Origin of the sequence: Paenibacillus sp. NPDC057886 (assembly GCF_042796655.1) — a bacterium.
GTDB lineage: Bacteria > Bacillota > Bacilli > Paenibacillales > Paenibacillaceae > Paenibacillus.
Genome location: NZ_JBHVMZ010000002.1, coordinates 330,810 through 343,940 on the forward strand (window position 1 = coordinate 330,810; position 13,131 = coordinate 343,940).

The 13,131-nt window shown below is 49.1% G+C and carries 10 protein-coding genes; 4 read left to right on the plus strand and 6 right to left on the minus strand.

All coding sequences use genetic code 11. The features are described 5' to 3' along the window. Window positions 1–2 precede the first annotated feature (2 nt). The gene (locus ACFVQB_RS08580) at window positions 3–884 is read right to left on the minus strand and encodes a carbohydrate ABC transporter permease (RefSeq protein WP_024632860.1); all 882 of its coding nucleotides are present in this window, start codon (window positions 882–884) and stop codon (window positions 3–5) included. 16 nt (window positions 885–900) lie between these two features. After that, window positions 901–1,794 carry an ABC transporter permease gene (locus ACFVQB_RS08585; RefSeq protein ID WP_379438075.1) on the minus strand — a complete coding sequence of 298 codons (894 nt, stop codon included), beginning with the start codon at window positions 1,792–1,794 and terminating at the stop codon, window positions 901–903. A 505-nt stretch (window positions 1,795–2,299) separates the two neighbouring features. Between ACFVQB_RS08585 and ACFVQB_RS08590 the strand changes: the two genes are divergently transcribed. Then, window positions 2,300–3,361, plus strand: a complete 1,062-nt coding sequence (locus ACFVQB_RS08590) for a LacI family DNA-binding transcriptional regulator (protein ID WP_379437013.1) — start codon at window positions 2,300–2,302, stop codon at window positions 3,359–3,361. A 166-nt stretch (window positions 3,362–3,527) separates the two neighbouring features. On the opposite strand, the gene ACFVQB_RS08595 is transcribed toward ACFVQB_RS08590, so the two are convergent. Genes ACFVQB_RS08595 through efeO form a run of 3 tightly spaced genes read right to left on the minus strand, consistent with a single transcriptional unit; the run spans window position 3,528 to window position 7,649 of the window. Further along, entirely contained in the window at window positions 3,528–5,423 is a 1,896-nt protein-coding gene (locus tag ACFVQB_RS08595) for an FTR1 family iron permease (RefSeq protein WP_379437015.1), read from the minus strand. A 50-nt stretch (window positions 5,424–5,473) separates the two neighbouring features. Then, complete coding sequence (gene efeB, locus ACFVQB_RS08600) at window positions 5,474–6,748, minus strand: iron uptake transporter deferrochelatase/peroxidase subunit (protein WP_379437018.1); 1,275 nt, start codon at window positions 6,746–6,748, stop codon at window positions 5,474–5,476. Between the two features lie 4 nt (window positions 6,749–6,752). Next, window positions 6,753–7,649 (minus strand): iron uptake system protein EfeO, encoded by an 897-nt coding sequence (efeO, locus tag ACFVQB_RS08605; protein ID WP_379437021.1) that lies wholly within the window; start codon window positions 7,647–7,649, stop codon window positions 6,753–6,755. 303 nt (window positions 7,650–7,952) lie between these two features. Between efeO and ACFVQB_RS08610 the strand changes: the two genes are divergently transcribed. From ACFVQB_RS08610 to ACFVQB_RS08620, 3 genes are all read left to right on the plus strand, one after another. Continuing rightward, window positions 7,953–8,867: a hypothetical protein gene (locus ACFVQB_RS08610; RefSeq protein WP_379437024.1), complete on the plus strand. Its 915-nt coding sequence runs from the start codon at window positions 7,953–7,955 to the stop codon at window positions 8,865–8,867. Window positions 8,868–9,123: 256 nt separating this feature from the next. Further along, window positions 9,124–9,861, plus strand: a complete 738-nt coding sequence (locus ACFVQB_RS08615) for a thioredoxin-like domain-containing protein (RefSeq protein WP_379437026.1) — start codon at window positions 9,124–9,126, stop codon at window positions 9,859–9,861. A 274-nt stretch (window positions 9,862–10,135) separates the two neighbouring features. Beyond that, the gene (locus tag ACFVQB_RS08620) at window positions 10,136–11,854 is read left to right on the plus strand and encodes a methyl-accepting chemotaxis protein (protein ID WP_379437029.1); all 1,719 of its coding nucleotides are present in this window, start codon (window positions 10,136–10,138) and stop codon (window positions 11,852–11,854) included. Between the two features lie 161 nt (window positions 11,855–12,015). On the opposite strand, the gene ACFVQB_RS08625 is transcribed toward ACFVQB_RS08620, so the two are convergent. Then, window positions 12,016–12,969 carry a nucleoside hydrolase gene (locus ACFVQB_RS08625; RefSeq protein ID WP_379437032.1) on the minus strand — a complete coding sequence of 318 codons (954 nt, stop codon included), beginning with the start codon at window positions 12,967–12,969 and terminating at the stop codon, window positions 12,016–12,018. Between the last annotated feature and the right edge of the window lie 162 nt (window positions 12,970–13,131).

Genomic DNA, 13,131 nt, shown 5'->3' on the forward strand with positions numbered 1-13,131 from the left:
CACTATTTGAGTGAACCTACCATGACGCCTTTTTCGAAATATTTCTGAAAGAATGGATACATAATGATGAGTGGCAGACTCGAAATGACAATGGCTGAATATTTGATCATTTCCGAGAGCCGTTTCAGTTCCGCCATCGCAAGCTGATCACTGATCATGCCTGGCGCAGCCTGATTCTGAATTAGAATGGAGCGCAGAACGAGCTGTAACGGGTGGAGGTTCGGATTATCCAGATAGATCATGGCGTCAAAATAGGAATTCCACTGCCCTACAAACGCGTACAACGCGAGGACAAAAATGATAGGTTTCGACAACGGAATGACGATCTGGAAGAAAATCTTCATCTCGGAGGCGCCATCCACATTGGCGGCTTCTTTCAGTTCTCGCGGTACCCCTTTGAAAAAGGTTCTGGAGAGAATGATGTTCCAGACGTTGACTGCGCCTGGGATGATAATAGCCCATACCGTGTCCAGCATGCCGAGATTACGAACAAGCAGATAGGTAGGGATCAAACCGCCACCGAAGAACATCGTGATGATAAAAATAATCATGAAAAATCCTCGCCCAGCCAGCCTTTCATCAGACAAGGCATACCCTGCAAATATCGAAACGGTCACCGTCACGAGTGCAAAGGAAACCGAGTACAGCACCGCATTGGCAAACCCTCGAATCATGGCCGGATTGGACAAAATCATCTGATACCCATCCAGACTCCAATCGGACACATTGAAGGACAGTCCACGGTTCAGCAGCACCGTTGGGTCCATGAATGAGGCAACAACGATATAAATCAGGGGGACAACCACAACCAGTACGGCACAGGTGAGAAAGATCGCGTTCAGCGCGAGGATCAGACGATCCAGTCCCGTATGTTTGACTACCATGGATAACACTCCTTTCCTAATAGAGGCCTTCGCCTTCATTCAATTTCTTCACGATCAGATTCACAGTAACCAGCAAAATGACATTGATGACGGAGTTAAACAATCCCACTGCCGCAGAATAAGCGTAATCTCCGGACTGCAAGCCCACCTTGTAGACATACGTGGCAATAATCTCGGAGGAAGGCAGGTTCATGGACGTCTGCATCAGGTAAGCCTTCTCAAATCCAATGGACATGATCCCGCCAGCAGCAAGAATAAATACGATGGCCATAATCGGTCGAATCGTCGGAAGGTCGATGTGGCGAATACGCTGAATGAGATTCGCTCCATCCAGGTTGGCTGCATTGTGAAGTTCTGGATCGACATTGGCCAAAGCGGCGACATAGATGATGGAAGCCCAGCCCGCTCCGGTCCAGATATCGGACAAAATGTATATCCAGCGGAAATATTCCGACTCGGACATGAACATGATTGGCTGACCGGTAATCCAAGTGGCGAACTGGTTAATCGGCCCTGTCGGGGATAGAAAGATAAACAGCATACCCACAACAACGACGACGGAGATGAAATTAGGGGCGTACAGAAACAATTGGATATTTTTCTTCACTCCGGCTTTACGTACCTGATTGAGCATGAGAGCTAGCAAAATGGGTACCGGAAAGCTGAATATCAATCCAAAAAAGCTGAGTTTAAGCGTATTCATAAAAATGACATCAAAATTGGGCGAAGCCAAAAACTTTTCAAAATGCTTCAAGCCCACCCACTCACTGCCCATGATGCCTTTGATCGGGCTAAAATCCTTAAATGCGATAATGGCTCCGTACATCGGGATGTATTTGAAGATAAGGGTCAGGATGAGAGCGGGTGCGAGTAACAAATACAAAAAATAATTCTTTTTGAACTGCTGCATCTTGTGACCGGTTGATGTCCTCTCTTTCAACGCCCTTCCTGTACCCTTTTTGGTATCCACCGTGTTATCCAACACATGACCTCCGTTCATTCCTGAAGTTGACAATTGTTTGCAGTAAGGGCTTTCAATATTTACAATTGCTCATTTAATAATTTACAATTTAGCAGGTAATCTAGGCGTTAGTCAATACGTAATGTAAAAAATAATTGTGCATTTGATAACATTTTGTGTGTTTTTTAAGTTCTGAATGTGCATTCCATTGTATATATAACGTTTATTTATTCCCCTTCAACCTGTTATCCCCTTATTAGTATTGGGATATATCGAATGAATCATCATTTTTAACGAAACTTCTGAATATATATAAAAACGCATAATCTGAGTTATAAATGTAAACTTAATTGTGCATATGTAAAATTAAGATTGCTATTTGTTTCGATCTATTATACATTTGACTAAGATAATACTATGGACGACCATATGATCATTAGAGGTGAAGCACTAGATGGCAAGAGAAAAAGTCACGATACAGGACATCGCGGATGCTTTGGGCATCTCCCGGAATACAGCTTCCAAAGCCTTGAATGATAGCGGAAATATCCCGGATGAGACACGTAATCGTGTAATTAAAAAAGCAATTGAACTTAAATATAAACAGTTTGCCTATATGGAAAATGAGCATATTCTAACCAAAGCTCCAAGCAATATCGCCCTGTTAACGGAAAATCTGCCCAATACATCCCACTTTGGTTCGATGTTAATTAGTGGTCTGGAGAAAAGAATCAGCGCAGAGGGGTACAATCTCTCCATTCATATCGTGCGTGAGGTTGATCAGGATTCACTTACACTTCCCAACAATTTTGATATTTCCAACGTGGACGGTATCATTTGCATTGAATTGTTCGATCTCAAATATACTCAGCTTATTACCGATCTCGGAATTCCCACGATCTTTATCGATAGCGCTTCCGACATATGTTATCCGGAATTTCATGCCGATTTGCTGCTAATGGAGAACGAGCATAGCACGTATCAGTTAACCAGAAAATTAATTGAGAGTGGCTACAACCATATTGGATTTGCCGGGGATTACAATCATTGCAAAAGCTTCAATGAACGTTGGGTAGGATATCAGCGGGCCATGCTGGAAGCGGGGTTGCAGGTCGATCCATCCCAATGCATTGTGGATGATGACCGCCTGTTCTTCTCGAAGCCAGGCTGGTTGAACGAGCGGGTAGCCGAGCTGAAGTCGTTGCCTGATGCGTATGTATGCGCCAACGACTTTATCGCAGTCGATTTGATTAGAGCATTGAGAGCGAGGAATGTTACAGTGCCGCAGGATATCGTCATCTGCGGATTCGATAACGCGCCTGAATCACGGATTATTGAGCCTCCATTAACAACTGTTCATATTTACAGCAACGAAATGGGCATCAAGGCTGCCGAGATGCTGTTATCCCGGATTGATAATCCGTCACAGCCTTATCAGGTCTCTCATATTGTGACCAAACCGATCATCCGGGAGTCCACGCCCACAATGATGACGGCCAATCCACAAACCGTTTAACTTATCTCATATACTTCTCAAAAAATAAATAGCCGTATCTTTCACGCAGAATAGAACGTGAAGGATACGGCTTTTTTTATAGGGCCTTATAGTTGCCCTTTGTATGAGGCGGTCACAATATGACGCCAAAAGGACGCAGCCTCTAATCAGGATTCGTAACTCCATGCTATACGGATGCCTTGGATGCTCCTTTGGCTGAACGTACCTCTGTACGAATCAAATTAAAGATCATAAAGATCAGAACAACGAGTTGTGGAATAAAGGTCTCCCATGTCGGATACATGCCAAGCCAGCCAACTGTCGGCAGACTCGGTGCGACATGAGCCCCAAGGGTTGCCGAGACTTGAAGGGAGTGAATACTCTCTCCAAGGAAACGAAATACCAGATAATAAATCAGCAGCGTAGCGGTCAGGAAAAACCATCGTACAGGCAGCCGTACACTGAACTGAATAATGGCCACTGCCAGTACAATCAGGATGAGCAATGCTGCCCCCATACCGATCAACATCTGCGAGGTCTCAATTGCAGGCGCCATGCCGATATAGAAGATTGCGGTCTCCGCACCTTCTCGCAATATGGCGAGACCTGCCACAGCGAAGAGAGACCACAGACTTCCCCGGGCCAGTGCACCGCCCACCTGTCGCTGTACATAGCTATTCCAGGAGCGGGTATTCGATTTGCTATGCATCCATTGTCCAACCGTCAACATCAGTACAACGGCAGCAAGCCCCGTATACCCCTCAATCATCTCCCGTGTGCTGCCCGATGACGCCACAGCCAGGGTGAGCGACAGTACAACAGCCAGCGCCGCACTGAGCAGCAGGCCACTACCAGCTCCCGCCCAGATCCAGCGCCGGGCCGCAGTCTCGCCACTCTTCTTGGCATAAGCGAGCAATGCAGACAGTACCAGAATGGCTTCCAATCCTTCGCGAAGCAGAATCAATGCCGCATCCCAAGCCGTGTATGAGGTGGTAGCCGTTAACGGCTCCAGCCGATTGATCATGCGGGTTACAACCTCGGATGCCTTCGCCGTATTTGGCGGATTGGAGACGACATACCCGGATGCTTCCGCCATTTCATTCTCAATAGCCGTATATGAAGCTGGAGATGATATCTGTACCTGACCTTCAACCAAAGGCCAGGCCACGATAAACTGCTCCAATCCCGCCGCAGCAGAAGTGGCATCCCCCGCCTGGATCTGCTGCTCTATTTGCTCCAGTAATTTCAGCAGGTCGGACAATGAAGAAGCGTCTGAGGATGCTGATGTATCCTCAACTTCCCCTTCCTTGAGCGTCCCTGCACTGTAGTCTGTGAGCAACGTGACCAGTTCCTGCATACGCTTTGTTGCCTGTTCTGCCTTGCGGGGCTCGGCCTGCATTGCAATTCGAACTAGGCTGATGTCTTTCTCCAACTGGCTGTATACGCCAAAATGATCCTGACGAATTGGAGCTTCGGTGCCTTTCCAGGCCGTAACAATCCGTTTATAGGCAATCTCTGCCTGGGTCCAATCGCCCTGTTCCATTGCACTCAAACTTTTACGTGCGTCTGGCAGCAGCCTTTCGGCCGCTTTACGGCCTGCATCACTGCTCTCTTCCGCACCCTGAAACGCCTCAATGTACTGATTGGTCGCACGGGCCAGATCGGCCAGTGCCTTCTTGGCAGCATCAGAATCATTGCCAGACAGTGCCTGTTCGGCTTTGGACAAGGCATCACCTACAACGCTGGCGGTCGTCGCAACCTGATCTGCATTCTGCTCCGGCACCAACGTGCTGGCATCATTCCACAGTTGCCTGAATTCGGCTAAGTCCTCTGTGGCTTCTGTCAGCTTGCCCTGTCCCGCTTCAACCAAGGCGCTGCCCACAGGCGGCAATAGACTATCCAGTTGTTTTTGCACAGACTGATTATTGTTTTGGAGCCCTTCAGCAGAAGCGTGTGGTATACCCAGTAGACGAATTACCCCGGACCCCACCATCAGGAACACCAGCAGCATCAGAAAGGAGCGCATTAACCATCCTTTGTACAGCCGCTTCTGCGCTTTCCGATCTGCGATCCTGCCCATCATTGTCATCCTCCCCATTCCTCTGAAACCGTTCAGTGCCGTCTAACCTTTTATTAGATCAAGGTGTCGCCAATATATCCGCCATTCGTAATCCCGGGGAAACAGGCAAATACAGCACTGCCCGTGTGCACGGTATATTCGTTCAGCTTGTCGTTCTTTGCCAGTCGTTCCTGAATCGGAATAAACTGCTTCTCCAGGTCCCGTTGATAGCTAATGAACAGTAAACCTGCATCCAGCTGTCCGGTCTTGGCATCAAGTCCACTGGAATACGAGTAGGAGCGGCGTAAAATCTGCTGACTGCCGTCACCCTTGGCGAGACGCAGATGTGACGTTGCCGGAATGACAGGCTGCCCATCGGCAGACTTGGCCTGCAGATCCACCGGATCGAACTCGCCGCGGCTACCGAGCGGCGCTCCGCTGTCCCGGTGGCGTCCAAATGTCGCCTCCTGGTCTTTCAGTGTGGAGCGGTCCCATACCTCCACACGCATGCGAACCCGGCGGACGGCCATATAGCTGCCGCCGGCCATCCACCCCGGACCGTCAGCCGGCTGCGCCCAGACGGTCTGGTCCATCAGCACGGCATCCGTGGTATCCGGATTGCCGGTGCCATCCTTGAAGCCGAGCAAGTTGCGCGGTGTTCCACCGGCAGGGTCAGCTCGGCCTGTGCGCTGGAAACCTTCCTGCGTCCAGCGCAATACCGCATGCCCGCGTGCGATGCGCGCGAGATTGCGGATGGCATGGAAGGCGACCTGCATATCGTCTGCGCAGACTTGCACGCACAGGTCGCCACCACACCACTGTGGGTCCAGCGCATCTCCGGCGAATGCCGGCAGATCGCGCAGGCCCTTGGGCTTCCGGCCCTGCAGCCCGAAGCGCCCGTCAAACAAAGAGGGCCCCACACCAAACGTCAACGTGGTTCGTGACGGTGTCAGGCCTGCCGCTTCGCCCGTATCGGTCGGCGGCGTATTCAGCGTTGTATTATGTTCGCCTATCATCTCTCCGACGGCCATGGCAGCGGAAGCCGCCGTCCAGTTCTTGAACAAACGGCGGAGATCATCCGCGCTTCCCGCCGTCACATCAAAGGCGGCAAAGCAGATGAAATCCTGAGCCGGGCTAATAATACCCGCCTGGTGCTTGCCATAGAAGAGCAGTGCTTTGTCCGGCGTGGTCTCAGCCAATGCCGCCGGACTGCTTTTGCGGCCCAGCGCCATCAGACCGCTGGTACCGCCTCCGCCCAAGAGCAGACCCAGTCCGGCCACGCCGGTCAGCTTCAGCATTTCACGCCGTGACAACGGCTTTTTCAGCGAATCCTTGTTCTGTTTAGTCATCGTTCTACACTCCCAGTACCTGTCCCATGTTCGACAGCGGCTCGGCCAATGCATCCAGGTTCTGACTCAGCTTCTTCACTTCTTCATCCTTCAGCTTCTCATAGGAAACGTACCCGTCTCCATCCTTGAATGGAGCAAGTTCTTTCTCGAGCGCATCGAATCGGTCCGCTATCTGCTGATTCAGATCTTTGTCTTTGGCAGCCAAATCATCCTTGAGCAGGTTATAGATCTCGCGAGCTCCCTCTACATTCGCTGCAAAATCATACAGATCCGTATGGGAATAACGTTCTTCTTCACCGGTTACCTTGCTGGAGGAAACCTCATTAAGCAGTTCTACCGCACCCGTTACCATCAGACTCACATCGATGTCCATCGTCTCGACTTTGGCACGCAGGAGCTTCGCATCACTTAACAAGGTATCCGCAAATTCGGTCATGCCTTCGGTCGTCTTGTCTTCCCATAGTGCCTTCTCAATCCGGTGGAATCCGCGCCAGTCGGCAGCCTCCACATCTCCGTCACGTGCATCGATATTCGGGTCCAGATCCCCAAGTGCCTCGGCTACCGGTTCAATGCGTTCATAATACATACGAGCTGGTGCATATAATGATTTGGCAGTCTCCAGATCACCAGCTTTCACGGCGTCCGTGAACTTCTCCGTTTGCTTCACGAATTCATCGATCTGCTCAATTGCAAACACGCGATAGCCATCCACTGCGGTTGTATAATCGCTCCCGGCCGCTTCCTGATCTGCTGCATCCGTGGTTTCTGTGGAAGTTTGATTTTCGCTTTGAGCAACAGATGTCTCTGCCTGCTTGTCCGAAGCAGCTTCATTATTGCCGCAAGCGGCGAGTAAAACCGAAGTTGCCAGCACAACAGCCGGCAATGCCAATATTTTTTTCAACACGATACACTCCCCATTGGTTAGACTGATTTGTCTATACTCCTGCGATTAATATGTCGATGAGTACAAACCCTTGGATTAACGTTCATTTAATGATAATGATTATCAATTTCGGTAATGACATCATAATTCCAGCGTATACTTATGTCAATATGAAAATAAGAGGATCGGTTTAATCCCATCCTCAGGTGGAAAATACCGGGTATTAATTCCTTTGAAAACATAGACAAACTTCGTCATCAACCGTTAAAATGAGACAAAATGTCTATATGATCTTAATTTATGAAATTGGAGGCTCATGCCATGAAATGCCCAGTATGTAATCATGAAAATGGAAATGCCAGTTTTTGCGAGAGGTGCGGTTCTAATCTGACTCCTTCCTCCCCTACTGCAGATACCGCTCGGGATCAACAATCGGCTGCTGCCGAACCCGAATATACCCGTTGGTCGAGTACCCAGGCGACATCTTCTCACACTCCCGTTTCATCCAACACACCTTCTGCTCCCAGATCTGTACAACATGTATCCGACTCTTCCAGTACAGATGACCCTTCATCTTCAGGAGACAACAACGCCAATCAGTGGAACAACATCGTACAAAATGAGAAAGTTCAGCAAGCCAAAGAAGTAAGCAAACAGTATCTATCCTATTTCCTTAGTGTGCTCACCCGTCCTTATCAAACCATGAAAACCGTCGGTGAACAGCATTCCCTTAACGGCTGGATCACGATGGCTCTGATTGCGATTCTATCCTCTACATACGTTTTGATTACATTCGGCCGGATGGATGTGGACGGATTGTTCATTGGCGGGTTTATCAGACCGCTGTTGTTCACCGCCATTACCTTGATTGTTGCGATCGCATTGATCTATGCCATATTGAAGATTGAAAAAATAACGTTCCGTCCCAAAACGCTGGTTGCCCAGTTCGGTACATTACTCGTTCCAGCTGTAGCGTCGCTGGTTCTGGCAAATCTGTTTATTGTTATCTCGTATTCCATCGCTATCTTCTTCCTTGTTGTCTCGTATTTGATTATCTTTGTATCGCTTAACGCGGTGCTGTTCCAGTACCCGTTGAACCGGACCAAGGCAGCCATCGACAGCATGTACAGTGTGCTGATTGCCAACGTTGTTTTGTTTTATATGCTTTATCGCTTGCTCGGCGGTACGATCATTGGCTTGATTGGCCTGATGTATTCTCCATACGGTCGTCTGTAGTATCTAGTTCAAAAGCTCTTACGAAGGCTCTCCCGCTTATGCGAGGAGGGCCTTCTTTGGTTTTCAACGTCAGCGGATTGCACTCGTTACGTTTCATACACTATAATGTGTAGTGTAAAAGGTATGTTCTTTTTTACGTAAGGATATGAGGTGAGAAACACTCCATGCTTATATGGGACCTGTACCATTGTCATCAACACTACATAATGTAGTGTAAAATTCATCCATCTTATTAAGGAAGGCAGAGGAAATCGATATGGACATGAATCATATGCAAATGGACCACGAGGCAGGCACATCCTACCTGTGGCTTATCATTGGGGCAGTCGTTCTATTGCTCTCCATCGCAGCTTATATCTGGTCTTCACGCACCCAGAAGTCTGTACTAGCACATATGAAGAAGAATGAACGAGCTTTGATTAAAAAGAAAACCCGATCCATCCGCCTGGCTGCTCATGCACTACTGGGGGTGTCGATCATTGCGTTTGTTCTTTTCTTCATGCAGGGCGCACTTACCAAGTATGATGTTACGGATCTGAATGCTGGTGCTGCGATCGACGTGACCGACGATGAATACTACGGAGCCGATCATACGGAAGAACCGATTCAATATGAGATGACCATCCCGACGTCGGGGCCTCATAACCCGCATGATATCAAGTTTGGATTTTACACCGATTTCCCCGGCTATCCATACCTGGTACATAATCTGGAGCATGGGGATATCATCATTTATTATCGTGAGAACGCAAGTGATGAGCTGAAAGAGCATTTGAAGTATCTTGCCAAGTTCCGCAAAGCTGGATCAGGTATTCTCGCTGTACCGAACAAGGACATTCCCAATGGCAGTGAGGTCGTCGTGACGGCATGGACCAAAACGATGAAGCTGGACCAATTCGATGATGCCAAAGTAGGAACCTTTATTAATAAATATATTAATCAGGGACCAGAGAAGATCCCTGCCTCCATTCGTCAGGGTGGCGGGACGATGTAATGACCTCTTTGTAGTAACAACAGCAAATGGTTTCTGCAATCATGGGGAGTCCATGGGATGGGATATCCATTTATACGTTTCAAACAAGATAAGCTCCCTGATCTACTTGATCCGGGGGCTAATTCTTTATCATGCAGATGCCGATATTTTAAATAGAAATGAAATACATATACGTACGTTAGCAAAGAAGGAAACGCAGTTCCAATAAGACGATTCATCCAGCTTCAATATAAGAATTTATAGTCCTACATATCAAGGGGGAACATTTCTACTAATGAACAGTTTGTTTATGCGTATCTTTTTATTTTTTTCCTGTCTGATGCTGGCGGCAGGAGCCGTTCTTGGCATTACCATGTATCGCTCATCTGCACAGCTGGTTGAACAATCGATGGGCATGCAGGCACAGGCTGTTGCCGAACGGGCAGCACAATCCATCGACACCTCCCTGTATGCGCCGCTAAGTACAGGACAGGATCAAACCGAGTATTACGACACATTGCGCGAACAATTCAGCCAGCTTCGTCAGGCCAATGGGTTGAAGTATCTGTATACACTTGGTAAGCGTGAAGAGAATGGAGCCGCATCGTATTATTACGTGGTGGATGGCGCTGCTCCGGATGTGGAAGAGGATGATTTCTCGCCATACGGGTCCCCTGAAGAGAATCAATATGCAGGAATGCTGCAAGCCTTTGAACAAAACGAACCTTTCCGGGGCGATCTGACCCAGGATGAATACGGCGCAACAATTACAGCCTATGTGCCGATTCATGGGGCCAATGGGGAATTGCTTGGTCTGGTTGGTGCCGACCTGGACTCCACCGCCGTCTACGAGCTGATGACACGTAATCGGATGACCATGATCTGGACTGCCCTTGCCATCGTATTGCTCAGCGTGCTGCTGGTCTATGGATTTGCTCATTATTTGACCCGTCCTCTGGTGAAACTGAAGAAGATCATTGCTGAGGTAGGCAAAGGGGATCTGACCGTTGATGTCGACCTTGGACGAAAAGATGAGGTTGGACAGCTGGCTTCGGAGTTCAAACATCTGGTCACGGATACACGGGATGTCATGACGGGCATCCGCAAAAGCTCCGATTCCCTGCTGCAAGCAGCCGAAGGAGTATCCAGATACGCGCAAGCGACAGCGGAAGCCAGCCAGCGCATTGCCGAGCACACTGACCACACAGCCAAAGGCGCCGCGGAGCAGGTTGCACGCGCGGGAGAAGTTACTGTAGCGATGGAGGAAATTACACGCAGTATGCAGCATATTGCTAATTCTTCTTCCATGGTGGCTGATGTATCCGAGGAGACGACCCATAACGCGATACAGGGTCAGACCAACATCAACACAGCGATCGACCGCATGGACAAAATTCATCAGGCCAACACCCAGATGGAAACCTCCACCTCCCAGCTTGCGCAGTACTCCAGCAAAATTGAATCGGTAGCCCACATGATGAAGGGTATCGCTTCCCAGACCAGTCTGCTGGCATTGAATGCAAGCATTGAAGCTGCTCGTGCCGGGGAACATGGCAGTGGATTCGCCGTTGTTGCTTCCGAGGTTCGGAAGCTTGCCGGGGAATCGGAGCAATCGTCCCACCATGTGACTGAACTGATCGCCGAAATTACGCGCCAGACTGCCGTTTTATCTTCGCATATGTCAGCCAGTACCTCAGAAGTTCAGGCCGGTCTTGCTGTTGTTCAGGAAGCAGGACGTTCGTTCACGTCCATTCATTCCGGCATTGAGACGATGAATGAACGTCTGCACGAAGTGTCCGCCGCTTCCGAGCAGCTCTCCGCCAGTGCAGAAGAAGTATCCGCTTCCGTTGAGGATATGGAACATATCTCGCGCAAGTCCTCTTCCAGCATTCAGGAGGTTTCCGCTGCAACTGACGGGCAGCTGCAATCGATGGATGAGATGAGCACGTCTGCAGAATCCCTTCGTATGTTGTCCAGTGAATTGAACGGGTTGATAAGCCGATTCAAAATATAAATTCGATTGCAGATGGGCAATCAATGGAGCCCACCAGATGAATACAAAAAAAACCGCAAGGCAGGGAACGGGAACATGGGAATTACCCCATTCCTGTTCACTCTGCCTGCGGCTTTTTATTGTTGTCCTTTTAATGGAGGCTAGCCTCGCGGCTGCCTGAATTAATAACGCTGCGGAGCAGCTTTTTTGCCCAAATCCGTCATGTATGTGAAGAACGCTTCTGGATCGGTATCATACACGAGTTGTACTGGACGTCCATCTGCTTGTTCCACCGTACGGCCTTGGCTTGGACCATCCGGGATAACAGTACAGTTCACTGTTTTCTTCTTCACGATGTCCTCACGTCCAACGGAAGCCGTAGTCAACACATCCCACAGATAGTACGTGGAATTCGTTTCACTGTACACCAGTGGCGGACATCCTGCGTAACAGTTACCCAGGAAGTCAACGCCTTCAAAGCGACGCTCTGCAGCCCAACGGTTACGTACAGCAGGTGTCAGAGGTACTTTGTTTGTGCTTTCCAGGGCTACCAGATCAATCTGGATGCCGCTCTGCCATACACGGTAAGCCGCTTCCGGGTCCCAGAATACGTTCCATTCTGCTGTACCATCATGCTCAGGCTCTTCGACGTTCCCTCTTTCGAACGTACCACCCATCCATACAAGCTTGTCGATTTTCTCTTCAATGTCTGGTGCCTCGTCCAGTGCACGCGCGAGGTCAGTCAGCGGTCCTGTGAACAGGAGCAGCGTTTTGCCTTCAGTGTTGCGCACTTTCTCAATCAGATGCTGGTGAGCCGGAACGGCAGACAAAGGAGCTTCCATTTTGCCGGATTCGTTCAATACTGGAAGTGCATCTACATAGAAGGAGTGCAATCTCCACGCCGCAGGAAACGGATTTTTACCTCTGGAGTTGGATTTCGCTACCTCTACGGAATATGTGCCGAAGCGATCGATAATTTTACGGCTGGCATCTGTAGCTGGCTCCAGATATCCGTCTGCCGGAATAACCGATACACCGGTTACATTTACATTGTCCATTTGCAGAAGCATGAACAGCGATACGAGGTCATCCACGCCGCCGTCATGGTTAAAGTACACATTAAGTTGGTTCGTCATGCTTGTTTTCATCCTTCCCCCTGGTTGTCCCATTGATGTTCATCCCGTCCGTCTGCCTGTGGCTGACGTTACCTCTATTATGTCCCAAAACCCTTGGCTACGTAAACCTTCCACACATAAAGAAAGCAGGAAACACGCCTTATTCTGCGGATATTTTACAGT